Origin of the sequence: Rhodococcus sp. IEGM 1351, from assembly GCF_030056875.1 — a bacterium.
Taxonomy (GTDB): domain Bacteria; phylum Actinomycetota; class Actinomycetes; order Mycobacteriales; family Mycobacteriaceae; genus Rhodococcus_F; species Rhodococcus_F opacus.
This window is the reverse complement of record NZ_JASHKU010000017.1, coordinates 1-22,928: the sequence shown is the minus strand read 5'-3', so window position 1 is coordinate 22,928 and position 22,928 is coordinate 1. Positions and strand designations below refer to the sequence as shown.

Annotated in this window: 23 protein-coding genes; 13 read left to right on the top strand and 10 right to left on the bottom strand. The window is 68.5% G+C overall.

What is annotated here, in order from left to right:
• Positions 1-39 precede the first annotated feature (39 nt).
• Entirely contained in the window at positions 40-663 is a 624-nt protein-coding gene (locus QM806_RS26675) for a TetR/AcrR family transcriptional regulator (protein WP_183102198.1), read from the top strand.
• Positions 664-681: 18 nt separating this feature from the next.
• Here QM806_RS26675 and QM806_RS26670 read toward each other — a convergent pair whose 3' ends face one another.
• Together QM806_RS26670 and QM806_RS26665 are read right to left on the bottom strand one after the other, a co-directional pair.
• Positions 682-2,331 (bottom strand): amidohydrolase, encoded by a 1,650-nt coding sequence (locus QM806_RS26670; RefSeq protein WP_054246438.1) that lies wholly within the window; start codon positions 2,329-2,331, stop codon positions 682-684.
• 17 nt (positions 2,332-2,348) lie between these two features.
• The gene (locus QM806_RS26665) at positions 2,349-3,587 is read right to left on the bottom strand and encodes an MFS transporter (protein ID WP_005563634.1); all 1,239 of its coding nucleotides are present in this window, start codon (positions 3,585-3,587) and stop codon (positions 2,349-2,351) included.
• 287 nt (positions 3,588-3,874) lie between these two features.
• On the opposite strand from QM806_RS26665, the gene QM806_RS26660 reads away from it, so the two are divergent.
• Complete coding sequence (locus QM806_RS26660; protein WP_005259923.1) at positions 3,875-5,401, top strand: PucR family transcriptional regulator; 1,527 nt, start codon at positions 3,875-3,877, stop codon at positions 5,399-5,401.
• Positions 5,402-5,425: 24 nt separating this feature from the next.
• On the opposite strand, the gene QM806_RS26655 is transcribed toward QM806_RS26660, so the two are convergent.
• The 4 genes from QM806_RS26655 to QM806_RS26640 all read right to left on the bottom strand — a co-directional run bounded on the left by QM806_RS26655 (position 5,426) and on the right by QM806_RS26640 (position 11,844).
• Complete coding sequence (locus tag QM806_RS26655; protein ID WP_120661294.1) at positions 5,426-6,829, bottom strand: flavin monoamine oxidase family protein; 1,404 nt, start codon at positions 6,827-6,829, stop codon at positions 5,426-5,428.
• 172 nt (positions 6,830-7,001) lie between these two features.
• Positions 7,002-10,184, bottom strand: a complete 3,183-nt coding sequence (locus QM806_RS26650; RefSeq protein ID WP_133986347.1) for an NAD-glutamate dehydrogenase domain-containing protein — start codon at positions 10,182-10,184, stop codon at positions 7,002-7,004.
• A 251-nt stretch (positions 10,185-10,435) separates the two neighbouring features.
• Positions 10,436-10,900 (bottom strand): hypothetical protein, encoded by a 465-nt coding sequence (locus tag QM806_RS26645; protein ID WP_005259920.1) that lies wholly within the window; start codon positions 10,898-10,900, stop codon positions 10,436-10,438.
• Between the two features lie 14 nt (positions 10,901-10,914).
• Positions 10,915-11,844, bottom strand: a complete 930-nt coding sequence (locus tag QM806_RS26640; protein ID WP_005238627.1) for an AEC family transporter — start codon at positions 11,842-11,844, stop codon at positions 10,915-10,917.
• 141 nt (positions 11,845-11,985) lie between these two features.
• Between QM806_RS26640 and QM806_RS26635 the strand changes: the two genes are divergently transcribed.
• The 3 genes from QM806_RS26635 to QM806_RS26625 all read left to right on the top strand — a co-directional run bounded on the left by QM806_RS26635 (position 11,986) and on the right by QM806_RS26625 (position 14,169).
• Positions 11,986-13,038, top strand: a complete 1,053-nt coding sequence (locus QM806_RS26635; RefSeq protein ID WP_169694220.1) for a serine hydrolase domain-containing protein — start codon at positions 11,986-11,988, stop codon at positions 13,036-13,038.
• 113 nt (positions 13,039-13,151) lie between these two features.
• Entirely contained in the window at positions 13,152-13,505 is a 354-nt protein-coding gene (locus QM806_RS26630; protein WP_005563640.1) for a DUF6153 family protein, read from the top strand.
• Positions 13,506-13,575: 70 nt separating this feature from the next.
• On the top strand, positions 13,576-14,169 hold the full coding sequence (locus QM806_RS26625) for a DUF305 domain-containing protein (RefSeq protein WP_054246434.1): 594 nt from the start codon (positions 13,576-13,578) through the stop codon (positions 14,167-14,169).
• A 62-nt stretch (positions 14,170-14,231) separates the two neighbouring features.
• On the opposite strand, the gene rpsR is transcribed toward QM806_RS26625, so the two are convergent.
• From rpsR to rpmB, 4 genes are read right to left on the bottom strand one after another with little or no spacing between them, the layout of a single operon-like run.
• Positions 14,232-14,486, bottom strand: coding sequence for a 30S ribosomal protein S18 (gene rpsR, locus QM806_RS26620; protein WP_005238639.1), 255 nt, complete (start codon positions 14,484-14,486; stop codon positions 14,232-14,234).
• A gap of 9 nt (positions 14,487-14,495) precedes the next feature.
• The gene (rpsN, locus tag QM806_RS26615) at positions 14,496-14,801 is read right to left on the bottom strand and encodes a 30S ribosomal protein S14 (protein ID WP_005259913.1); all 306 of its coding nucleotides are present in this window, start codon (positions 14,799-14,801) and stop codon (positions 14,496-14,498) included.
• 12 nt (positions 14,802-14,813) lie between these two features.
• Positions 14,814-14,981 carry a 50S ribosomal protein L33 gene (gene rpmG, locus QM806_RS26610; RefSeq protein ID WP_005238642.1) on the bottom strand — a complete coding sequence of 56 codons (168 nt, stop codon included), beginning with the start codon at positions 14,979-14,981 and terminating at the stop codon, positions 14,814-14,816.
• The gene (gene rpmB, locus QM806_RS26605; RefSeq protein WP_005563644.1) at positions 14,981-15,217 is read right to left on the bottom strand and encodes a 50S ribosomal protein L28; all 237 of its coding nucleotides are present in this window, start codon (positions 15,215-15,217) and stop codon (positions 14,981-14,983) included. The genes rpmG and rpmB overlap by 1 nt, the downstream gene beginning before the upstream one ends.
• An 87-nt stretch (positions 15,218-15,304) precedes the next feature.
• On the opposite strand from rpmB, the gene mrf reads away from it, so the two are divergent.
• From mrf to QM806_RS26565, 8 genes are all read left to right on the top strand, one after another.
• Positions 15,305-16,570: a ribosome hibernation factor-recruiting GTPase MRF gene (gene mrf, locus QM806_RS26600; protein WP_283293357.1), complete on the top strand. Its 1,266-nt coding sequence runs from the start codon at positions 15,305-15,307 to the stop codon at positions 16,568-16,570.
• Entirely contained in the window at positions 16,567-16,821 is a 255-nt protein-coding gene (locus QM806_RS26595; RefSeq protein WP_005570565.1) for a type B 50S ribosomal protein L31, read from the top strand. Before mrf ends, QM806_RS26595 begins: the two co-directional genes overlap by 4 nt.
• A gap of 64 nt (positions 16,822-16,885) precedes the next feature.
• Positions 16,886-17,059: a 50S ribosomal protein L32 gene (gene rpmF, locus QM806_RS26590; protein ID WP_005259908.1), complete on the top strand. Its 174-nt coding sequence runs from the start codon at positions 16,886-16,888 to the stop codon at positions 17,057-17,059.
• Between the two features lie 24 nt (positions 17,060-17,083).
• Positions 17,084-17,692, top strand: a complete 609-nt coding sequence (locus tag QM806_RS26585) for a trimeric intracellular cation channel family protein (RefSeq protein WP_005570563.1) — start codon at positions 17,084-17,086, stop codon at positions 17,690-17,692.
• Positions 17,693-17,760: 68 nt separating this feature from the next.
• Positions 17,761-18,447: a response regulator transcription factor gene (locus tag QM806_RS26580; RefSeq protein WP_005238656.1), complete on the top strand. Its 687-nt coding sequence runs from the start codon at positions 17,761-17,763 to the stop codon at positions 18,445-18,447.
• A complete protein-coding gene (locus QM806_RS26575; protein ID WP_005570561.1) occupies positions 18,447-19,925 on the top strand; it encodes a sensor histidine kinase in 1,479 nt (492 codons plus the stop codon). Before QM806_RS26580 ends, QM806_RS26575 begins: the two co-directional genes overlap by 1 nt.
• Before the next feature lie 122 nt (positions 19,926-20,047).
• On the top strand, positions 20,048-21,532 hold the full coding sequence (locus tag QM806_RS26570) for a S1C family serine protease (RefSeq protein ID WP_283293356.1): 1,485 nt from the start codon (positions 20,048-20,050) through the stop codon (positions 21,530-21,532).
• Positions 21,532-22,092 (top strand): MogA/MoaB family molybdenum cofactor biosynthesis protein, encoded by a 561-nt coding sequence (locus tag QM806_RS26565; protein ID WP_005567398.1) that lies wholly within the window; start codon positions 21,532-21,534, stop codon positions 22,090-22,092. The genes QM806_RS26570 and QM806_RS26565 overlap by 1 nt, the downstream gene beginning before the upstream one ends.
• Positions 22,093-22,928 lie beyond the last annotated feature (836 nt).

The window sequence follows — 22,928 nt, the reverse complement described above, 5'->3', positions numbered from 1 at the left end:
GGCCGAGTGTCACAGATCACGTCGGCTAGTGTCAACGGCATGGCGCGACCGAACACTCAGAAGCAGCGGCGTTCCGAGCTCATCGAGGCGACACTCCAGGCGGGATCCGCGCACGGGCTCAGGTCGCTGTCCCTGACCGATGTCGCGAAGCGCGCGGGCCTGACGCGCGGCGCGCTGCTCTACTACTTCGACGATCTGGATTCGCTTCTCGTCGAGGCCCACCGGGCGGGCACCGAGCGCTACTGCGACCTGCGCGACGAGGCGGTGGCCGCGCAGTCGTCGTACGCCGCCAAGCTGCGGACGGCCATCGACGCCGGGCTGCCGAGCGGTCCCGACGACACCCTGATGCGGCTGTTGTACGAATTCGACTTCATGACAGGCACTTCGGCGCTGCACGACGAACTTGTCCAGAAGATGTATCTGCGTCAGTTCGCGACGTACCGCGCCATCCTCGGCGACGGGCACGCGGCGGGGGAGTTCACCGTGCGCGGCGACATCGACCAGGCGGCAATGAATCTGGTGGCCCTCGAGGACGCCTACGGGCTGCACATCGTCGGGGGAAACAGTCTCATCACCGTCGATGCCGCGCGCACGGCGATGCTGGGGTTCTGTGAGCAGATCGGCTGCGGCGTCACGGAAGACGCCGCAGCCGAACGGGACTGACCGGGCCGGCTGCGTCGGCTACGCCGGGTGGCTGCCTGCCACCTCCGCTTCGTGGCGCACCGAGCCGGCCACCACGGTCAGCTGCACCCGCGCGGTGAGGAGGGAATCGGCGCCGGCGGTGAACGGATCACCGTCGAGGACCACGAAGTCGGCGGCCTTGCCCGTGACGAGTTGACCGGTGAGGTCGTCCCAGCGGCACGAGTAGGCGGCGTCGCGGGTGGCGTGCGCGAGCGCGTCGGCCATCGGCAGTGCGTACTCGGGCAGGTTGGGTGCGAGCGCCGGATCGATCGCGGACTTGCGCGTCGTCGCGATGTACATGTTGGGCAGCGGGGGATGCGGCGCCGTGGGGGCGTCGGACCCCAGCGCGAGGACAGCGCCCGCGGCGGTCATCTCGGGCCACGGGAACGCCCGCTCGACCCGATGGTCGCCCAGCATCGCCCGCCAGTTGTCCTGGATCGCCGGATCGGCATGGACCGGCTGCATCGACGCGACGACGCCGAGGCGCGCAAGCCGCTGCACGTTGTCCTTCGTGATCGTCTCCAGGTGCTCCATCCGGTGCCGACGCGGTCGAATCCCGTTGGCGGCGATCGCCTTTTCGAGCGCGGCGAGCGCGATCTCCGACGCCTCGTCGCCGATCGCGTGCAGCGCCACCTGTAGGCCGGCGGCATCCGCTGCGACGACCACCGGTGCCAGCGAGGCGAGATCCCAGATCGGTTCGGCGTTCGTGCCGTCCGAGTACGGCTCCTTCATCGCCGCGGTGCAGCTGTCGATGACGCCGTCGATGATGATCTTGATCCCGGCCATCCGCAGCCACGGACCCTGCAGTCGCCGGTGGTGCTCCACCGCCTCGTGCACCTGGCGGACGTTGTCCTCGTCCGAATCGGTTCGTTCGATCAGCCAGTGCCCGGCCACCCGGAGCGGCAGCGTCTCCCCGCCGGCGGCCAGTGCGCGTTCGAGCGCCTCGAGTTCGTCCGCGCCGAGCGCCATGTCGACCGCTCCGGTGACGCCGTCCGCGAGATACTGCTCGAACGCCGCCGCGAGGGCGACATCCCGCTCGGTGTCGCTGACCAGCTTCGCGAGGGCGGGCCACACGATCTGGGTCACCGCCGTCTCGTAGAGCATGCCGGTGGCCTCGCCGGTGACGGGGTCGCGCTCGATCCGGCCGCCGATCGGGTCGGGAGTGTCCGCGTCGATGCCGAGTTCGCGGAGCGCGGCCGTGTTCACCCACGCCGAGTGCACATCGTTGGAATCGAGGTACACGGGACGGTCGGCCTCGGCCGCGTCGATCATCTGCCGGGTCGGCGGGTGCCCGTCGAGTGCCGAAAACAGCCAGCTGCGTCCCAGGAGCCGGGGTGCGTCCGGGTTCTCGGCGGCGAATCGGCGGATGCGGTCCTGGATGTCGTTCAGATCGGCGGCGCTCTGCAGGTCCACCTTCTGGAGGGCCTGGCCCATCATCAGCAGGTGGGTGTGGGCGTCGATGAAGCCGGGCAGGACGAAGGCCCCGCCGAGTTCGACGACGCGGGCGTCGCCGGACAGCGTGTCGGCGGTCGCGGTGTCGCCGACGTAGGTGAGGCGATCGCCCTCGACGATCATCGACTCGGCCCAGGCGGGTTCGGCGGCGGTGAAGATCCGGCCGCCGCGGTAGTGGGTCGTCGTGTCGGTGTTCATGGTGTTCTCTCTTTCCGTCAGACGACGACCGAAGTGGTGTACCGGGCAGTGGGGTCCTGTCCGGGTGACGCGGAGGCCCGCTCGGTGCGCGTCGACAGGCGGGCGATCGACACGATCGGGACGAGCAGGACGAGGCTGATGCCCGCCAGGACGAAGCCGAACGCGACGTAGCCGACTGCGCCGGTCACGAGGGTGCCGAAGAGCGGGGCGAATGCGGACCCCACCAGATACGTCCCGAGGAGCGGGGCGGACCAGCGGCCGGATGGGTCCAGCGCGGCCGCGATGGCCACCACGTAGATGAAGGCCGCGGCGTACACCGTGTTCCAGGCGATGATGAGCACCAGATACGTCGTCGAATCGGTGGCCAGGCACGAGCCCAGTTTGAGGGCCGCGCCGAGCACGAGGAGGACGGCGGTGGGGACGGTGCGTCCGAGGCGTGACCCGAGCGCGGTCAGGACGAGGGCGGCGCCGATGCCGCCCGCGGTGGAGAGGCTGAGGGCCAGACCCATCTGCTGTTCCGTCAGGGCGGCGTGTTCGGCGCCCATGATGCCGGACACCGCCCACAACGAGTCCTCGCCGATCGCCCAGATCGCGAAGAGCACGAGCAGGGTGAAGCCGGCAACGGCCAGTTTCCTCTCGGTGACGCCCTCGGGCAACGGGGTTGGTGTGTGCGCGGTGCTCGCCGAGTCGTCCTCGACGGCGGGGGCGGACGGCAACCAGCTGATCGTGAAGACCGTCGCCAGCGCCAGTACCGCGACGATCCCGAAGGCATTGGTCATGTGCAGGCCGAGGATCGGGATCAGTGCCAGTATTCCGGTGACCGCGGTGCGGTTGACGAGCCCGTTGATCCCGGACACCCGGTTCGGATTGTTCAGCGCGGCCAGAGCCGCCCCGCCGACCGCGACCGCGCCACCGGCACCGATCCCGCCGACGATGATCGCGACGCACGCGATCGGGGCCGAGTGGACGGTGGCGGCGACGGCGAATCCCGCGGCCATCACGACGAGGCTGACGCGGCCGAGCAGGTGGCGCGAGCGCCCCGCCGCCCACCGGGTCGTTGCGAGGCAGACGAGTGCGGTGGCCAGCAGGGAGCCGGTGAGGACGGCGCCGGCGACGGTCTGGGTGATGCCGAGATCGTCCACCATCGCGATGATCATGAGCGGGATCAGATTGGCCGTGATGTAGCCGACGACGAAGACGCTGAACGTGGCGATACCTCGGCCGAGTGTCAGTGGGACGCGGACGGCGGTGGTCACGTGGGATTCCTGGGGTGGGTCAACGACAACTCCGTGTCTCGGGTGGCGCCCGCGTGAGACGTGGGTCACTTAGCGAATGGGATTCGTTAAGTATGCGGAGGGCGCGTCCCGTACGCAAGGGGTCAAACGAACTCAATTCGTTAATGTTGGGTTTCGGCGTTGCCCGAGGGTCGACGTCTGACACAATGGAGTAGTCGTCCGTGCTCCGCTGGCCAATTTGTCCAGCGCTATCCCGATCCCGACCGGTCAGGGTGGCACGGACCCGACCGCAATGCGCAGGAGCCGACATGACCGTTCCCGTTCGCTGGATGTTGTCCCAGCCGGACCTGGCTCTCGAGCTGAAGGGTGGCGCCGCCGGTCTCGGCAACGAGATCACATTCGCCCACACCACCGAACTGCAGGACCCCTTCCGGTGGCTCTCCGGCGGAGAATTACTCCTCACCACCGGCATCCGGCTTCCGCTGACCGCCGCCGACCGGGCCCGATACCTGCGCGGCCTCGGTGAAGCCGGGGTGGCGGCGGTCGGGTTCGGCACCGGTCTCTCGCATCCGGAGGTCCCCGAGGACCTCGTGGCCGTCGCCGACGAGATCGGGCTGCCGCTGCTCGAGGTGCCGTTGCCGACACCCTTCGCGGCCGTGGTCAAGCGGGTCATGAACCGACTCGCGGAGCAGGAGTACGAGGCGGTGCTGCGCGCGTCCCGGGCCCAACCGCGGATGACCCGCGCCGTCATCCAGGGCGGCACCGGCGCCACCGTGCGCGAGCTGGCCGTCGCAACGTCGGCCACCGTCCTGCTCCTCGACCTGTCCGGCCGGGTGCTGGAGTCCCATCCGGCGCAGCCGGCGGAGGATGTGATCGGGGAACTGCGGGAAGTGCTGGAGGCGGGCACCGGCGGGGCATCGAGCAGCGTGTCGCTGGCACGGTCGGGCGCGTCGATCACCGTGCAGCAGATCAGCGTCGGCAGCACACCGCACGGGCACCTCGCCGTGATCAGCCCCACCGCGCTCAGCCACGTCGACCAGATTCTGCTCGGTCACGCGAACTCGTTGCTCGCGCTGGATTTCGAGAAGCCGGTGCGGCTCCGGACCGCACAGAACCGGCTCAACTCGCACGCCCTCGGCCTGCTGCTCACCGAGGACCGCGATCTCGCGCCCGCCTGGTCGCAGATCCGGCACGCCGCAGACGCGGACGGGATGGTCCGTGGACTCACGGTCGTGGCCGAGACACCGGCGCTCGCGGAACGGGTGGAGTCGGCGGTCGCGGTCGCCATGAACAAGGCCGGGCGGCAACTCTTCTCGCGCCGTCACGACACGCGGGTCACCGTTCTGCTGCGGGGCACCGACGACGTGGACTTCGCGCGGGCGATGCTACGCGGACTGTCCGGGCCGGCGCGGAAGGCGATCCGTGCGGGGCTGAGCGGGAAGCGGGAGGTCGCCGGTCTGGTGGCGGCCATCGAACAGTCCCAGCTCGCCGCGTCGGCCGCCGAGGCCGGGGCCGAGCCGTTGGAGTTCGCGGCGCTGACCGGTAGCGCGCTGCTCGCCTTCAGCTCGACGCGGGAGGTGCTGAACTCCCTGGCGGACACGATGATCGCGCCGATCGACGACTACGACCGCACCAACGGAACGGAACTGCTGGGATCGCTGCGGGCGTTCCTCGAGGCGAACGGGCACTGGGAGTCGGCGGCCGCGGCGATGGGCGTGCACCGGCACACCCTGCGCAGCCGCATGGCGCGGATCGAGTCGTTGATCGACTGCAGGCTGGACGTGGCGCGGGTGCGCGCCGAACTGCTGCTCGCGATCATCGCCCGGCAGTCGTGACTGCCGGGCGATGATCGGACGGGATTACTTCCCGAGGCGGGCGACGATGTCCGCGGCGGTGCGCTGACCCATCCGCACGGCGCCGTCCACGTGCTGGTAGCCCTCGGCGGCGATGTCCGAGCAGGAGAAGTGGAACGGTCCGACCGGCGTCCGCGTGTCCTTGCCGTACCGGTGCAGGCCGCCGAGGTCGAAGCTCGCGGCGTACGCGCCCCGGGTCCATTCCTCGGAGCCCCAGTCGGACTCGTAGTAGACGACCGGCTCGGCGGCCTTCGGTCCGAGGTAGCGGGCGAGCGAACCGAGGATGGTGGCCCGACGCTCCTCTTCACTCAGTTCGAACATGGCGTCGGCCTTCTCGTCCGACACGAACGCGACGAGGGTTCCCCGGCTGTCCTCGTAGTTGGTGTTGTCGTACACCTCCTGGACGACCTCGGACGCGCCGAATCCGGTGCCGGCGAGACCGTCTTCACGCCAGAACGGGGTCTCGTACACGGCGTGCACCTTGATGACGAGTCCCAGCGACTGGTGCTGGTGCATCTGGTGCTGGCGGCGCGGCAGCGGCGGGTCGTAGGAGATGCGGGAGTACAGGTTCGGCGGGACGGCGAGCACGACGCGGGACGCCTCCACGCGAATGTCCCCGTCCGCCAGCACGACTGCACCGTCCTCGCTCCACTGGACGGTGCGCACCGGCGCGTTCAGGAAGACGTCGTCGCCGAGGGCGGCCGCCATCCGGATCGACACCTGCTGCATGCCGCCGATGACGCGCTTGTCGAGGATGAAGTCCTCGTCCACCAGGTGCGAGAACGATCCGGCGGACGCGGCCATGAGCACGGCCTGCAGCGCGGAGAACGAGTGTGCGGGCTTGGTCAGCATGCCGCCTGCGATGAACAGGCCGATGTTGTCGCGGGCCTCGGCGTCGTCGGACTGCTCGATCAGCCAGTGCTTGAACGAGATCGTGTCCAGTTCGCGGGCCAGCGGGTGCGCCCAGGGCTCCTCGGCGCCGACCTGCGCGGCGAGGTCGTCGAGGATCTGGATCAGCCGGTCCATCTCCTTACGGGTCGTCTCGTCGACGGGGAAGGATTCGCCGGTGTAGCGGGTGCGTTCGCCGGCGGCGGAGATGTAGACGGACTCACCCTCGCGGTACCGGTCGAACGTCTCGAGTCCGAGTTCGTCGAGCAGGGAGATGAGCGTCGTCTGGTCGGGGGAGACCCACTGGCCGCCGATCTCCAGCATCGCGCCGTCGATGGTGTCGGTCCAGGTCCGGCCACCCACGCGGTCGCGCGCCTCCAGGACCGCGACGGACAGCCCCGCCTTGCGCAGCGCGGTGGCTGCGGCCAGGCCGGACGGGCCGGCGCCGACGATGGCGACATCACGTTGGAGAGTAGGCACTTTCGAGCTCCTTTGGTTGAAGTGCTGACGGGTTCGTGAAATGTGGTTCGGTAGGGCATGTCTCCCAATCCCCGTTTCGGCGCTCCTGGCGCCCAATCGCCGCCCTGCTGCGTTGTCGTCGGCGCCGATACAACAGCGGTATCGGCTTCTCCTCCGCCTTGCCGGACGACGATTGTTTCGCCAGGTGCATCCGAGAGAGATTGGGAGACACGCCCTAACAGCGGGTGAGCGCGAGTGACAGTTCGGCATCGATGACGCAGATGCTCGAGTTGTCCACGCGGTCGTGGCTCCGCAGCTCGCCGAGCATCTGTGCCAGGCGGTCCGCGGCGGTGGTGTGTTCGGTCAGCCAGGCGGCGACGGCGTCGGCGGCGGACGTCGCGGGCGAGGCGTCGCGCAACACCAGTCCGATCAGGCCGTGCCAGTGCTCCTGCAGGTTGTCGACGAGGACGGCTCCCGCCATGGCCTCCCAGTAGGCGGTCCCGGTCTCGCCGACGGAGAACCGTTCCGACAGCCAGTCGAGGCCCACCACCCGGCCGAATTCGCGGTACGTCTCGGCGACCTGGGTGATCGGCAGGTCGAGCGACTGCGCGGTGGTCTCCAGGGCGAAGCCCTGCGCCAGGATCCGCAGCGTGCCCAGGTCCTGGGCGGGCACACCGGTGAGGCGCGGCAGTGCGGCGGCGAGTTCCTGGACCGGCTTCGCGAAGCGCTCGATCAGCGCCTGCGCATCCGTGCCGGCGGTGCGATGCCGCAGCAGCCACGACGTGGTGCGCTCGATCAGGTCCTGGATGCCGAAGTGCAGGTTCAGCCGGGTCCGGTGGGATGCGCCGGGCAGGGTGAGGACCTCGTTCCACAGGCGGTCGATGTCGAACACCTGCCGCACCACCGCGTACGCGACGGTGATCTCGGGGGTGCCGACGCCGAGCCGCTCCTCGAGGCGGTGGATCAGGCCGGGGCCGACACGGTCGATCATGTCGCCGGCCACGATGACGGCCACGATCTCCCGGGCGAGCCGGTGACCGCTGATCTGCTGGGGGACGCGTTCGCGGATGGATGCCGGGAAGTAGTCGGCGAGAACACCGTCGAACACGGCATCGTCGAGCACGGGGGAGGCGAGCAGTTCGGTGACGACGAGGTTCTTCGACTGTGCGAGCAGAACCGCGATCTCCGGCCGGACCAGTCCCTGGCCCGCGCGGTGCCGCGCCGACAGTTCCGCCGCCGACGGCAGGACCTCCGCGGACCGGCTGATCCCGGCGTCCCGCTCGAGGTTCTCGATCAGCCGCTCGTGGCGTCCGAGCAGGAACGGTGCGTGGACCTCGGCGAGGCTGATGGCGAGGGTCTGGGAGGCGGCGTCGGCGAGCACCGATTCGCCGATCTCGTCCTGGACGCGGGCGAGCAGCGTGTTCCGTTCCTCGGCGGGGAGTTCGCCGGCCGCCACGGCCGCGTCCAGCGCGACCTTCAGGTTCACTTCCCGATCCGACGTGGCGACCCCGGTGGCGTTGTCGATGAAGTCGGCATTGATCCGGCCGCCGTTCAGCGCGTACTCGATGCGGGCGCGCTGCGTGAGGCCGAGGTTGCCGCCCTCACCGATCACCGCGGCGCGCACATCGCTCGCCGCCACCCGGACGGCGTCGTTGGCCGGGTCGGCGGCGTCGGCGTGCCCCTCGGCGGAAGCCTTGACGTACGTTCCGATTCCGCCGTTCCACAGCAGATCCACGTCCGCGGTCAGCAGCGCCTTCACCACCTCGTGGGGCGGGAGTTCGGTGGCGGTGACGCCGAGGCGTTCACGCACCTGCGGCGACAGCGGGATCTTCTTCGCCGTCCGCGGCCACACGCCGCCGCCCGCCGACACGAGGCTCCGGTCGTAGTCGTCCCAGCTGCTGCCGGGCACGGACGCGAGGCGCTCGCGCTCCCGGTAGGACGCCTCGGAATCCGGTTCGGGATCGAGGAAGATGTGCCGGTGGTCGAACGCGCCGACCAACCGGATGGCGCGGCTGAGCAGCATCCCGTTGCCGAACACGTCGCCGGACATGTCGCCGATGCCGACCACCGTGAACGCGTCGGTGTCGACGTTCTTGCCCATCTCGGCGAAATGCCTGCGGACGGAGACCCATCCGCCGCGCGCCGTGATGCCCATCGCCTTGTGGTCGTAGCCGGCGGAGCCGCCGGACGCGAACGCGTCGCCTAGCCAGAAGCCGCGACGCGTCGCGATGCTGTTGGCCAGGTCGGAGAATCGGGCCGTGCCCTTGTCGGCGGCCACCACCAGATAGGGGTCGGCGTCGTCGTAGATCACCGTGTCGCGGGGGTGGACCACCTCGCCGTCGACGATGTCGTCGGTGACGTCGAGCAGTCCGTCGATGAAACTCGTGTATGCCGCGCGGACCGCGTCGGGCGTCGTCTCGGTGCGCACCACGAACGCGCCCTTCGCGCCCATCGGAACGATCAGCGAGTTCTTCACGTGCTGTGTCTTCATCAGACCCAGAACCTCGGTGCGGAAATCGTCCTTGCGGTCCGACCACCGCAGGCCGCCGCGCGAGACCGGACCGCTGCGGACGTGGCTGCCCTCGACGATCGGCGAGTGCACGAAAATCTCGCGGTACGGGGTCACGGCCGCGGACAGCGACAGCAGCGACGGGTCGATCTTGAACGCGGCGGGGGCGGCGCTGATCGTGCGGTCGTGCTGGAACCAGTTGGTGCGCAGCACCGCCGACGTGAACGACAGCAGGCCGCGGAGCAGACGGTCCTCGTCCAGCGTCGCGGTGCGGTCGATCGCGTCGAGCAGCACGCGCTCCGCGTCCGCGACGGCGCTGTCCCGGTCGGGGCCGGTGACGGCGGGATCGAAACGGGCGGTGAACAGGTCGCGGAATCCGCGCACGAAATCACTGTGCCGCAACAGGATCGCCACGATGTTGGGTTCCGACAGTCCCAGCCCCACCTGACGGAGGTAGCGGCAAGCCGCCCGGACCAGGACGGCGTCCGTCCACGTCAGGTTCGCCGCGGCGACGAGGCGGGTGAATCCGTCGACCTCCAGATGTCCGGCGGCCGCGGCCTCGAACGCGTCGGACAGCAGGCCCGGAGTTTCGGCGTCCCAGGCGAAGTCGCCGGTGCTGAAGTCGAACCGATGGACCAGCGGGCTGCCGGGCTCACCCGCGGGCAGCTGTTCGTGGGACGCGACCCGCAACCCGAGGTCCGCGAACAGTGCGACCAACTCGGCGAGCAACGGGGTGCCCTGCGGCCAGACCATGACGGCGGCCGGCTCGGGCAGTGCATCCGCGGTGTCGACGAATCGCAGCCGCGGAGTGGTCCCTCCGGACGCCAGGACCGCGCTCGACACGGCGGCCTCGTCCTGGCGTGGACGGGGTGTGTCGGTCGTGCTCGGAATGACACCGGTATAGCTCATCGTGTGGCTCCTGACCCCTGATCTGGCAAACGCGTGACTTGGGAACCAGTGTGTCGAGAAGAGACGCACGCCACATCCGACGAAGTGGAGCGTCGTGCGGCGACGGACGCGACGTTTCGGAGCCGTGAGTATTTGTTAACCGCGGGCGGTTAACAAGTACTCACGGCCAGACGAGAACGCGGACAGTGTGACAGACGGCCTGGGGGAGAGCAGTGGCAACGCAGACGTTGAGGAACCAGTGCTTCACCAGGTCATCCGTTGATGACCCGGCGATCGCCGAGCGGTGCCTGCAAGGGGACTTCGAGGGTGCCGAACACGGCGACGAGAATGCACATCTTGTCGGCGGCCTCCGGGAGGGTGCCGGTGCGCAGCGAGATCGTGACGGTGGTGTCGGTCTCGGTGACGGTCGCGTCGGCGCCGTAGCACTCCGGGGTTCCGGTGACGAAGTGGATCGCCACCTTGTTGCCGTCCGCGCGGGACCACGACTCGAACGGCGTCGGATTCGCCCGGACGATGTCAGGGCGCGACTCGAAGACGGTGCCGAACTCGTCGCCGGGCACTTCGGAGGGAATCGGCATACCCGACGACGGATTGGTCGGGCTGGGATCCACTGCGGACGCGATCTCCGGGGGAATCGTCGGTTCGTCGGTGCTCGAACCGGACCCGCATCCGGCGAGGGCGAGGCAGGCCAGCACTGCGAGGGCGATTACGCGCATATGCCACGGTAACCTCATCCCGCGAGCAGGCCGGAGACCAGCGCAATCCCCGGAATCGCAGCCAACGTGGTGACGAAAGCCGTGTCTCGCGCCAGCACCGTTCCCACCCCGTACCGGCTGGCGTAGACGAAGACGTTCTGGGCCGTGGGCAGCGTCGCCACCACCACGATGGCGAACAGTTCGTGGCCGTCGAGCCCGAGCAGATAGCGCGCCATCAGGTAGGCCAGCACCGGTTGCACCACGATCTTGAGCACCGACGCCAGCGCGACGTCGCGTCGCGGGCTCGTCCCCTTCTCGAGCACCCGCACCCCGTACAGCGAGATGCCGAACGCGAGCAGCGCACCCGGCACCGACGCGCCACCCATGAGCCGGAACGGCTGCATCAGAGCTTCCGGGGGTGTCCAGCCGAGGAGTGCGATCAGCAGTCCCGCGGCACCCGCCACGACGATCGGGTTCTTGAACGGCGCGGTGATCGTGTCGAGCCGCGACGCGCCGCGCCGGAGCGTGGTGACGTCCAGGATGGTGAGGGCGATGGGGGAGTACGCGATGATCTGGAACAGCAGCAGCGGCGCCACGAACGACGCGTCCCCCAGCACGAACACCGCGATGGGAATGCCGAGATTCGCGGAGTTCACGTACGACGCCGACAGAGCGCCGATCGTCAGTTCCGGAAGGGACCTGCGTAGCCACACTCTCGCGACGACCATGTACAGTGCGCCGACCGTCAATGCCGTGACAGCCGCGACGGCCAGAGTGGGCGAGAAGATCACGGAGAGGTCGGACGATGCGAGCGAATCGAACAGCAGCGCCGGTGTGGCGACGAAGAACACCAGCCTGCCCAGGACGGTTTCGCCCTCCGCGCCCAGCGTCCCGCGACGGCCGAGCAGGTAGCCGATCGCGATGATGACGAATATGACGGTGAATCCCGCAACCACTCCCGACACGCTGCGGGGCACCTCCTCGACAGGTAAGCCTCCTGTCGGCAAACCTTCCGAAGTCTAGTGCTCGGCGTTCGGGTGGGTGACAATAGCGTCCGGTCGGGGAGATCGTCTGTGCGCGCGTTCCGCCGCGCTCGAGGAGTCGCAATGCTGCGTCGAACGACCGTCCTCTGTGCGCTGTTCTGCGCGTGGACCCTCGCCTGGGGTGCCGCCCCCGTGGCGTCGGCGCTGGCCCCGCCGTCGAGCGGCGATCCGCAACTGATCGCGCTCACCGGGCAGGTCCTCGGGCGCAGCTACCGCGAGAACGCGAGCGTCGCGTACATCGACGCGTCCGGTACCCGGTTCGCGAATTTCGGGGCCACCGAGGGTACCGACTTCGAGATCGGTTCCGTCACCAAGACGTTCACCGCGGAACTGTTCGTCGACGCCGTCGCCCGGGGTGAGGTGCGCGAGGACACGAAGGTCGGAGATGTGCTGCCGTTGCAGGGCGCACCGGTCGGCGACGTGACGCTACTCGAGCTGGCGTCCCACACGTCCGGGCTGGCGCAGTTCCCGATGAGCACCGACACCGTGGTGGCCGTCGGGCACTGGGTGGTCGCGTCCAACCCGTTCACGTACGACGGGGACACCCTGCTGCAGCAACTGCAGTCGGCGCCCCTCACGACCCGCGGCACGTACTCGTACTCGACCGTCGGCTTCGCGCTGCTCGGCCAGGCGCTGGCCGCGGCAGCGCACACGGACTACCCGTCGCTGCTCCGCGAGCGCATGCTCGTCCCCCTCGGACTGTCGCAGTCGTGGATGCCGCTCACCGCCGCCGACCTGCCGCCGAACGTCACCCGCGGATTCGACGTCCTGCACCGGTCGCAGGACCCGTGGCCGCTGGACGCCTACGCCCCGGCCGGCGGGTTGCGGTCCACCGCGAACGACATGTCGACGTACGTCCGGGCGCTCCTCGACGGGACGGTCCCCGGCGCCGCGGCCATGGACCCGCGGTGGATCGGCGACAACTACCGCGCGCTGACGTGGTCGATCGTCCCGTTCGAAGGTCGCGACTACACGCTGCACGGCGGCGCGACCGGTGGTTTCCAGTGCACGGTCGTGCTCGACCGGGAGAACGACCGCGGACTCGTCATCCTCACCGACACCATCGGCGGACTCGAGCAGCAGGGTCTGGAGATCCTCGCCCACACTCCCATGTGAGTGTTTTCGCGTCCCGGGGCACACATTGTCACGCACGTGTCCAGGTACCCCCGCTGGGTATGTCCGGTTACAGTGGTCGTGTGGAGACGGCAACCGGGCGGAGGCGCACATTCGTGGCGCGTGCCGCGCTGCTGATCGCCGTCGCCGCCGGGGTGCTCCTCATGCACAGCCTGATCGCGCCGACCGCGATCGCCGCGGCACACGAGCAGCCCTCGGTCACCGCGTCCCACTCCGAAGACCCCCACGGTTGCGGGGACGGCTGCGAGCAACCCCATGTCACCGGACATCAGTGTGCCGGTGTGATCGTGGTGATCGCCGCGCTGACGTCGGTGATGTTGCTGTGGTGGCATTCCGTGGATCCCGCCGCGCGACGGTCGCGGGTGAGCGCCGACCGTGTGCGGTCGGGGCGCGGACCACCACCGTGGACGGTGCTGTCGTTGGCGGAACTCTCGATTCTGCGGGTGTGACAGGGAGCCCGGGGCGTGTGCCCCGGCGGATCCGACTGTCATTTCCCGAATCGATCTCGAGGAGTTCCTCATGCGTACCACCATCACTGCCCTGATCGCCGCCGCGGCAGGCGCGGCTCTCGTCCTGACCGGCTGCGGCACCGACTCGGCAGGCACCTCGTCGACGTCCGGCGCCTCGACGTCCGCGGTCGAATCGCAGGCGCAGTTCAACGACGCCGATGTCGTGTTCCTGGAAGGGATGTACCCGCATCACGCGCAGGCGGTGCAGATGGCCGACATGGTCGCCGGCCACACCGACAACGCCGACGTGGTCGCTCTCGCTGCCGCGATCAAGGCGGCGCAGCAACCCGAGATGGACCGGATGACCACCTGGCTCCAGCAGTGGGGGCAACCGGTTCCGACGCCCGACATGTCCGGCATGCATGGCATGAACCACGGTGCCGGCATGATGTCGGCCGATCAGATGGACGCCCTGACGGCACTGTCGGGCACGGAGTTCGACCGGCAATGGCTGACCATGATGATCGAGCACCACGAGGGCGCGATCGACATGGCGAACACCGAACTGGCCGACGGTGAGAACCCGGAGGCCAGGCAGATGGCCACCGACATCGTGACCGCCCAGCAGAAGGAGATCGCCGACATGCAGGCCGCGCTCGGCTGACCGGAATGACGAAAAGGCCGCGTAATCCGAGGATTACGCGGCCTTTTCGGTGCCTACGTGAGTTACCGGCTCGTGAAGGGCAGCAGAGCCATCTCGCGAGCGTTCTTGACGGCGACGGCAACCTGACGCTGCTGCTGCGGGGTCAGGCCCGTGACGCGGCGGCTACGGATCTTGCCGCGGTCCGAGATGAACGTGCGGAGGAGGTTGATGTCCTTGTAATCGACGTACTCGATCTTGGCCGCGAACAACGGGTTCTTCTTGGGCTTGCGGCCCTCGACGGGACGCGGCTTCTTCGACGGTGCTCTCTTGACTGCCATCTGTTTCCTTTACCAGCTCGACTTGTGGACGCCTGGCAGCTCCCCGCGGTGCGCCATCTCGCGAACACGCACGCGAGAGAGCCCGAACTTCCTCAGGTGGCCGCGCGGACGTCCATCCGCAGCGTCTCGATTGCGCAATCGTACCGGACTCGCGTCGCGGGGTAGACGCTGCAGTGCCGCCCGGGCCTCCGCGCGCTCGTCTTCGCTGCTCGACGGACGGCGGATGGTCTCCTTCAGCTCCGCGCGGCGCTCCGCCCAGCGTGCCACGACGATCTTGCGCTGCTCGTTCTTCGCGATCTTCGACTTCTTGGCCATGTGCGGTGTCTTCTACTTCTCTTCTCGGAAATCGACGTGCTTCCGCACGACCGGGTCGTACTTCTTCATCACCAGACGATCGGGGTCGTTGCGGCGGTTCTTGCGTGTCACGTACGTGTATCCGGTACCTGCCGTCGACTTCAGCTTCACGATCGGGCGGATCTCGTTGCGGGCGGCCATCAGATCTTCTCCCCACGGGCGCGGATCCGGGCGACGACGGCCTCGATACCGTCGCGGTCGATGGTCTTGATGCCCTTGGTGGAGAGCGTGAGGGTCACCCGCCTGTCCTCACTGGGCAGGAGATACGTCTTCTTCTGGATGTTCGGATCCCAGCGCCGGTTGGTGCGCTTGTGGGAGTGCGACACGGACTTGCCGAATCCTGGCTGGCGTCCGGTCACCTGGCAGTGGGCCGACATGGGCGTTCCTCCCTGTACCCCTCGCAAGAGGTTATGACAATCATTTTCGACAATGGCGAGATTCCAATGTAGCGTTCCGTCCACGTAATGACAATCGTTATCGAAAGGGTGCTCGTGAGTGAGATACTCGACGGCCGGACGCCGCTGATCCTGGTTTCCGGCTGGAACGGCCCCACCGAGGACACGGCGCGGTCGCTGCTCCGCGACGGCACCGTCGTCGTGCATCACGACCTCGACCTCGTGCACGAGGGCGTCGTGCGCCGCACCGTCACCACGCTGGAGTCGGGGGCGCCGCGCGAGCGCCTCGGCATCCTCGAACTGGCGCACGGCTGCATCTCCTGCACGCTGCGCGAGGACCTTCTCCCGCTGCTCCGCCGCCTGCACACCCGCAGTTCGGTGCAGCGCATCGTCCTGCACCTCGACCGCCGGCTCGAACCCGAGGCGGTGTGCTGGGCGGTCGAGCACGTGGCGGTGTCCGGTGTGGTGGGCCAGATCGACGGCCCGGCATCGCGGGACGTGCGCGTCGACGGCGTCGTCACCTGCGTCGACGCGGGATCGTGGCTGACCGACGCCACCGGCGACGAAGCACTCGACGACGACCGCACCGTCGCGCAGGTAGCGGTCGGGCAGGTGGACTTCGCCGACGCCCTGGTGGTGTCGGGCAGTGCCGGCGACGGCTGGCACCAGGCCCGGCTCCACGCCGTCCTGGCCCGGCTGGCACCCGGCGCGCCGATCATCTGGGACGGGGACGCGCCCGACGTCGAACGCCTGCTCCGCGACATCCCGGCCGGCGCCCGGCGCGGTGAGCCGTCCCACGCCCACTCACCGCTGCTGCGCGGGCAGCCGCCGCTGTCCCACGACTGCGGCGTCATGCTCGTCGAGTTCACCGCCACCCGGCCGTTCCATCCGGAACGACTGCACGAGGCCGTCGACGTCCTCCTCGACGGGGTCGTCACGTCTCGCGGCCGCGTCTGGGTTGCGACGCAGCCGGACGAGGCACTGTGGCTCGAGTCTGCCGGTGGGGGCCTGCGGGTGGCCAGTGCCGACCGCTGGCTGGCCGCGATGACCCCGGAGGAACAGGAACAGGTCGGGGTCGCGCGCCGCGCGATGGCCGCGCTGTGCTGGGACGAGCGCTTCGGCGACCGGCACACGTCGATGGTGGTGCTGGTGCATGCGGCCGACCCCACCGAGATCGACCGCACGCTGCAGTGGGCGCTCGTCACCGACGACGAACTCGCGGACGAAGCCACCTGGCAGTCGTGGCCCGACCCGTTCGGGCAGTTCCACGAAGACCCCTGCGAGAGCAGCGAATCACCCTACGCAGAACCCGAATCGAGAGAGGGACACGAATGAAGGCGAACATCCACCCCGACTACCACCCCGTGGTGTTCCAGGACGCGAGCACCGGAACCACGTTTCTCACGCGGTCGACGGTGACCAGCGACCGCACCGCCCTCTGGGCGGACGGCAACACCTATCCGCTGGTGGTCGTGGATGTGACCAGCGAGTCGCACCCGTTCTGGACCGGCGCGCAGCGCGTGATGGACACCGCGGGCCGCGTCGAGAAGTTCGAACGCCGCTACGGAGTGCGCAAGCGCCCGTGAGTACTTATTAACCGCGGGCGGTTAATAAGTACTCACGGGTCGACGACGAAGGAGGAGACACACCATGGCAGTACCGAAACGCAGAATGTCGCGGTCCAATACGCGCAGCCGCAGATCGCAGTGGAAGGCCCAGGCACCCGACCTCGTCGAGGTGACGGTGGGCGGCGCGACGCATCGCGTGCCGCGCCGGCTGGTGAAGGCCGTGAAGCTGGGATTGGTGGACCCGGCCGGGAAGTGACGCTCCCCGTGCGAACCTTGGCGGGTGCTGCTGTACATCCTGGAACTGGTGGGCATCGCGGTGTTCGCGGCGTCGGGCGCCCTGGTGGGGGTGACGAAGCGCCTCGACATCTTCGGTGTGTGCGTGGTCGGTGTCTTCACCGCTCTCGGTGGCGGCATCGTCCGCGACGTCCTGCTGGGCATCCAACCGCCGACGTCGCTGGGTAGCTGGCCGAACCTCGGCACGTCGTTCGGCATGTCGTTGCTGGTGTTCTTCCTGCACTCGACTGTCGGGCGACTCCGCCGGGAGATCCTGGTGCTCGACGCTCTGGGCATGGGCCTGTTCGCGAGCACGGGCGCCGTGATCGCGCTCGACCACGGGGCGAGTCCACTCGCGTCGTGTCTGATCGGCGGGACGGCGGCGATCGGCGGCGGGATCCTGCGCGACGTGCTGGTGAACGAGGTCCCGTTGCTGCTGCAGCGGGACTTCTACGCGGTTCCGGCGCTGCTCGGTTCGGCGCTGGTGGTCGTGGTGAGCGAGTGGGGTTTGGGCACCGACGTGGCGCTGGTGGTGGGAACCGTGTTCGCGTCGGCGCTCCGGGTGCTGGCGCTGTGGCGGAACTGGGGTCTGCCGGGTCCGCGGGTCCTCGAGTGATCGCCGCCAGGGCATGTCGATGATCCCTTCTCAGACATATCTCAGTTGATCGGGCCAAACTGTCGGGTATGCGCATTTTGGTGGTCGACGACGATCGCGCCGTGAGGGAGTCCTTACGGCGGTCCCTCAGCTTCAACGGGTACTCGGTGGAACTGGCCGTCGACGGTATCGATGCTCTCGAGAAGGTGGCGAACGCGCGCCCCGACGCGCTCGTGCTCGATGTGATGATGCCGCGCCTGGACGGTCTCGAGGTGTGCCGACGGCTGCGGAGTACCGGCGACGACCTGCCGATCCTCGTCCTCACTGCGCGCGACTCCGTGTCGGAGCGGGTGTCGGGACTGGACGCCGGAGCCGACGACTACCTGCCGAAACCCTTCGCCCTGGAGGAGTTGCTGGCCCGGCTGCGCGCACTGCTGCGCCGCGCTGCGCCGGAGCCGGGCATCGACTCGGAGAAGATGACGTTCGAGGACCTCACGCTCGACCCGGTCACCCGCGAGGTGACGCGTGGCGAGCGGTCCATCAGCCTCACCCGCACCGAGTTCTCGCTCCTCGAGATGCTGATGGCCAACCCGCGCCGGGTGCTGACCCGCGGCCGCATCCTCGAGGAGGTGTGGGGTTACGACTTCCCGACGTCCGGCAACGCGCTGGAGGTCTACGTCGGGTATCTGCGCCGCAAGACGGAGGCGGACGGCGAGACCCGCCTGCTGCACACCGTCCGCGGAGTCGGCTACGTGCTGCGGGAGACTCCTCCGTGATGGCAGTTCCGTTCCACAAGACCGCCGACAAGTCGGGGTCGGCGAAGCACAACTCGCACCACGTTTCCCGGCACCCCACTGGCCCGATCCCGTTACCGCCCGAGATGCGACCTCCGATGCCGTTGACGCGGTCGGTGTCGTTGCGGTGGCGGGTGACGTTGCTCGCCGCGTCCGTGGTGGCCATCGCGGTTGCCGTCATGGCGATCGCGGCGTACGCCGTGGTCTCGCGGGCGCTGTACGCGGATGTCGACAACCAGTTGCGCACCCGCGCGTCGGCGCTCATCGACAGCAATCTCGTGACGTTCGATCCGCGCTACATCGCGGGCGCGACGCTGTACACGACGGACATCAGTGTGGCGCTGATCTTCCCGGACCTCGACACGTACACTCCGCCGGGGTCGAGTGTCCCCATCGGTGAACCCGAACTGTCCGTGGCCCGCGGCGAGCGCGACACGTCGTTGCGTACGGCGGACAATCAGCGGGTGCTGGCCGAGCGCACCCAGGACGGCAGCACCCTGGTGATCGCGCAGCGCTTGGCGCCGACGGGCGCCGTGCTCGACCGGCTCGCCTGGGTGCTGTTCATCGTCGGCGGGTGCGGAGTGGTCCTCGCGGCCGCCGCCGGAACGACGGTGGGGCGCACCGGTCTGCGTCCGATCGCCCGGCTCACTGCCGCCACGGAACGGGTGGCTCGGACCGACGACCTGACGCCCATGCCGGTGACGGGCAACGACGAACTCGCCCGGCTCACCGAGAGTTTCAACACGATGCTGAGGGCGCTCGCGGAATCGCGGGAGCGGCAGAGCCGGCTCGTCGCCGACGCCGGACACGAACTGCGGACGCCGCTCACGTCGTTGCGCACCAACATGGAGTTGCTGATCGCGTCGAGTCGTCCTGGCGCACCGCACATTCCGGACGAGGACATGGCCGAACTGCGCACCGACGTGGTGGCGCAGATCGAGGAACTCTCGCAGCTGGTGGGCGACCTCGTCGATCTCGCCCGCGAGGACGCACCGGAGACCGTTTTCGAGAGAGTCGATCTCAGCGAAGTGGTGGATCGCAGTCTCGAGCGGGCACGCCGCCGGCGCAACGAGATCGACTTCACCGCCGTCACCGTTCCCTGGTTCGTCTACGGCGACCACGCGGGACTGTCGCGGGCGGTGCTCAACGTGCTCGACAACGCGGCCAAGTGGAGTCCCACCGGTGAGCAGGTGCGTGTGGCGATGAAGCCGGCAGGCGACGGACTTCTCGAGCTGACGGTCGACGACGCGGGCCCGGGCATTCCGGAGGAGGATCGGGAGCTCGTGTTCGACCGCTTCTACCGGTCGACGGCGTCGCGCTCGATGCCCGGCTCCGGGCTGGGTCTGGCGATCGTCAGGCAGGTGGTGGTCAAGCACGGCGGCACGATCGCCGTCGACGTCTCCGAACGGGGCGGTGCGCTCATCCGGATCGTCCTTCCGGGTGAGCCCGGAGCGGAATAGTCTCAGGGTCTCGGCTTACTCAAAGGCCGGTCTCAGGACCTTCTCAGTCCCACCGGGCACTCTCGTAGACAGAGACGGTGCGACTGCCCCTGCGGGCGGTCGCGGGAGATGGAAGTGATGCGATGACCGAAGATCGAAACAGTCACGACGGCAACAGCCGCGACAATGCGGGTGGTGACCCGGGCGCGCGCCCCGATCAGCCTGCCCACCCGCAGGCGGCGCCGGGTCACCACCCGACCGAGCAGTTTCCGGCCGCACCGCAGCACCCCACGGGCGGTCCGATGGGTCAGCAGGCCTACGGCGCCGGGTACCCCCAGGGCAACCCCTACGGTGTGCCGCACCAGCCCACACAGCAGTTCGGGCAGCCTCAGCACGGCGCTCCGGGACACCCGGGTGCCCAGCACGCGGCCGGGCAGCACGGGGCGCCTCAGGGCCCGTTCCCCGGCCTTCAGGGCCCCGGACAGGCCGGGGAGGGATCGACGGCGACCGCGACCAAGCGTCCCGCCCGCACCGCCATCGTGGTGGGCGCTGTGGCGCTCGCTCTCGTGAGCGGGGGTATCGGTGGCGTCGTGGGCTCCCTGGCAACCGAACGGAACGGCAGCGGCGCCGCGGTGACCAACTCCCTCGACGCCCCCAAAAACAACACCGCGACCCCGGCCGCGAACGCACCGGCAGGTTCGGTGCAGGCGGTCGCGAACAAGGTGGTCCCGAGCGTCGTCCAGATCGAGGTGGCGACGGCAGGCGGTTCCGGTGGAGAAGGATCCGGCATCGTCATCTCGTCCGACGGCATGATCCTCACCAACAATCACGTGGCAGGAGCGGCCGCGAAGGGCGGCAAGCTGACCGTCGCCTTCTCGGACGGCAGCACGGCGGACGCCAAGCTGGTCGGCGCCGACCCGGTGTCCGATCTCGCGGTCATCAAGGTGGACGGCAAGACCGATCTCACTCCGATCGAGCTGGGAACGTCCGGCAACGTCCAGGTCGGGCAACAGGTCGTTGCGATCGGGTCGCCCCTCGGCCTGGCCGGGACCGTCACCGAGGGCATCATCTCGGCGCTCAATCGCCCGGTGTCCACCAGTGGTGAGTCCGGCAACCAGAACACCGTCATCGACGCCCTCCAGACGGACGCGGCGATCAACCCGGGCAACTCGGGCGGCGCCCTCGTCAACATGGACGGCCAGCTGGTCGGCATCAACACCGCCATCGCGAGTATCGGCGGTTCGGGTGCGGGCGAGCAGAGCGGATCCATCGGGCTCGGCTTCGCGATCCCGGTCGACCAGGCTCGGCGCATCGCGGACGAGCTGGTCAAGACCGGCAAGGCCACCCAGGCCGTCATCGGGATCCAGGTCCCGTCGCAGGACGCCGCCAACGGTGCCACCGTCGTCGAGGTCACGTCGGGCAGCCCGGCGGAGAAGGCGGGAATTCCGAAGGGGTCGGTGATCACCAAGGTCGACGACCGCGTCATCACCAGTGGCGACGCGCTCATCGCCGCCATCCGCTCACACGCACCGGGAGACAATGTGTCCATCACCTACACCGACGGGAACGGATCCAATTCCAAGACCGTCGACGTCACGCTCGGAACCGCCGAACAGGGTGGCCGCTGATGAACACGGGGATTCTCGGGCAGGTCGAGTCCGTTCTGAACGGGGCCACTACGGTAGGGACCATGGACATCGAAGCCTCGCTGGCCGGCCGCGCGCTGGTGGTAATCGTCGACGACCGCACCGCTCACGGTGACGGCAAGGACTCCATTGGGCCTCTGGTGACAGAACTGCTGAACGAGGCCGGCTTCATCGTCGACGCCATCGTGGCGGTGGCGGCCGACGAGGTGGAGATCCGCAACGCGCTCAACACTGCCGTCATCGGCGGCGTCGACCTCGTCGTCTCCGTCGGCGGCACCGGCGTGTCGCCGCGTGACGTCGCCCCCGACGTCACGGCCGAGGTCCTCGACCGCGAGATTCCGGGAATCTCGGAGGCCCTCCGGTCTTCGGGTCTCGCCGCCGGTTCGCTGGACGCGGGCCTCTCCCGCGGGCTCGCCGGAGTGTCCGGCAGCACACTCGTGGTAAACCTCGCTTCCTCCCGCGCCGCGGTCCGGGACGGCATGGCCACCCTGACGCCGCTCGCGGCGCACGTGATTTCCGAATTGTCCGGTCTGGAAGGCTGAGACGATTTCTCGTTCCGACGAGCCGGACTCGCCAAGCGAGACCGACGAGCAGGCAGTTCCGAGCCGGGCCCCGATCGACAGGGCCCGGCTCGAACGCATCTTCGGGGACGTCTTCCCCGACACCACCGCGGACGAACGCGAACCTGGGGAAGGGCCTGCCGCCGCTGCCGGCGACGAATGGCTGCGCCGTCAGCGCCCCCCACATCACGGGTAGTTACCTTCGAAAGCCTCACCTTAAGCGAATCGTGATCTGCGGTTCCGCTCTGCGATCAGCGTGAGTATTTGTGCTGTCGCCCGAGTGAATTTCCCCGGGCGCGACCCCGTATCCAGGATTCTCACAGTCACCACATTTCGGTCAGAACAGACATCCTTCGAGCTCGTGAACCGAATGTAAACGTTACCGAACTTAACGTGAACGGCCAGTGAACCTGCTGGTCAAAGAGGTGGCGAGTAGTCGGAATTCTCTCGCAAATCCCACACGTTGGACACGTTTCGGACTGTGGCATACATCACGATTCTGTTTCGGCAGGAATTAATTGCTTAGGCAACCACCTGCCGGTTACTGTCCTCGGCGAGTCAGTACTGGAGATGGAGGGCAGGGTCGATGTGCCGTTGCCCAGTCGGAACTCTGACGCTTCGTCAGTGATTTCGTCTTCAGCGCGGTTATCGAGCTGTGATCATCCGTAGTTCACTCTGCGGACATCACAGCTCTGGATACTGCGCTGGGCCCGACATGGACCACTCCTCAGTCTCGAAGGTCGTGACTGGGAACCAGCAGAATCCTGATGAGGGGAACGAATGAGCGAGAACCGAAAGACCGGCCTGCGCCGTGGAGC

Coding starts and splice junctions, on each gene's coding strand:
- rpsR (WP_005238639.1), bottom strand. CDS start 14,486: ATGGCAGTCAAGAGAGCACCGTCGAAGAAGCCGCGTCCCGTCGAGGGC.
- QM806_RS26575 (WP_005570561.1), top strand. CDS start 18,447: ATGGCAGTTCCGTTCCACAAGACCGCCGACAAGTCGGGGTCGGCGAAG.
- rpsN (WP_005259913.1), bottom strand. CDS start 14,801: ATGGCCAAGAAGTCGAAGATCGCGAAGAACGAGCAGCGCAAGATCGTC.
- QM806_RS26670 (WP_054246438.1), bottom strand. CDS start 2,331: ATGAACACCGACACGACGACCCACTACCGCGGCGGCCGGATCTTCACC.
- mrf (WP_283293357.1), top strand. CDS start 15,305: ATGACAATCGTTATCGAAAGGGTGCTCGTGAGTGAGATACTCGACGGC.
- QM806_RS26660 (WP_005259923.1), top strand. CDS start 3,875: ATGACCGTTCCCGTTCGCTGGATGTTGTCCCAGCCGGACCTGGCTCTC.
- QM806_RS26645 (WP_005259920.1), bottom strand. CDS start 10,900: ATGCGCGTAATCGCCCTCGCAGTGCTGGCCTGCCTCGCCCTCGCCGGA.
- rpmG (WP_005238642.1), bottom strand. CDS start 14,981: ATGGCCGCCCGCAACGAGATCCGCCCGATCGTGAAGCTGAAGTCGACG.
- QM806_RS26580 (WP_005238656.1), top strand. CDS start 17,761: ATGCGCATTTTGGTGGTCGACGACGATCGCGCCGTGAGGGAGTCCTTA.
- rpmB (WP_005563644.1), bottom strand. CDS start 15,217: ATGTCGGCCCACTGCCAGGTGACCGGACGCCAGCCAGGATTCGGCAAG.
- rpmF (WP_005259908.1), top strand. CDS start 16,886: ATGGCAGTACCGAAACGCAGAATGTCGCGGTCCAATACGCGCAGCCGC.
- QM806_RS26675 (WP_183102198.1), top strand. CDS start 40: ATGGCGCGACCGAACACTCAGAAGCAGCGGCGTTCCGAGCTCATCGAG.
- QM806_RS26595 (WP_005570565.1), top strand. CDS start 16,567: ATGAAGGCGAACATCCACCCCGACTACCACCCCGTGGTGTTCCAGGAC.
- QM806_RS26650 (WP_133986347.1), bottom strand. CDS start 10,184: ATGAGCTATACCGGTGTCATTCCGAGCACGACCGACACACCCCGTCCA.
- QM806_RS26570 (WP_283293356.1), top strand. CDS start 20,048: ATGACCGAAGATCGAAACAGTCACGACGGCAACAGCCGCGACAATGCG.
- QM806_RS26565 (WP_005567398.1), top strand. CDS start 21,532: ATGAACACGGGGATTCTCGGGCAGGTCGAGTCCGTTCTGAACGGGGCC.
- QM806_RS26635 (WP_169694220.1), top strand. CDS start 11,986: ATGCTGCGTCGAACGACCGTCCTCTGTGCGCTGTTCTGCGCGTGGACC.
- QM806_RS26625 (WP_054246434.1), top strand. CDS start 13,576: ATGCGTACCACCATCACTGCCCTGATCGCCGCCGCGGCAGGCGCGGCT.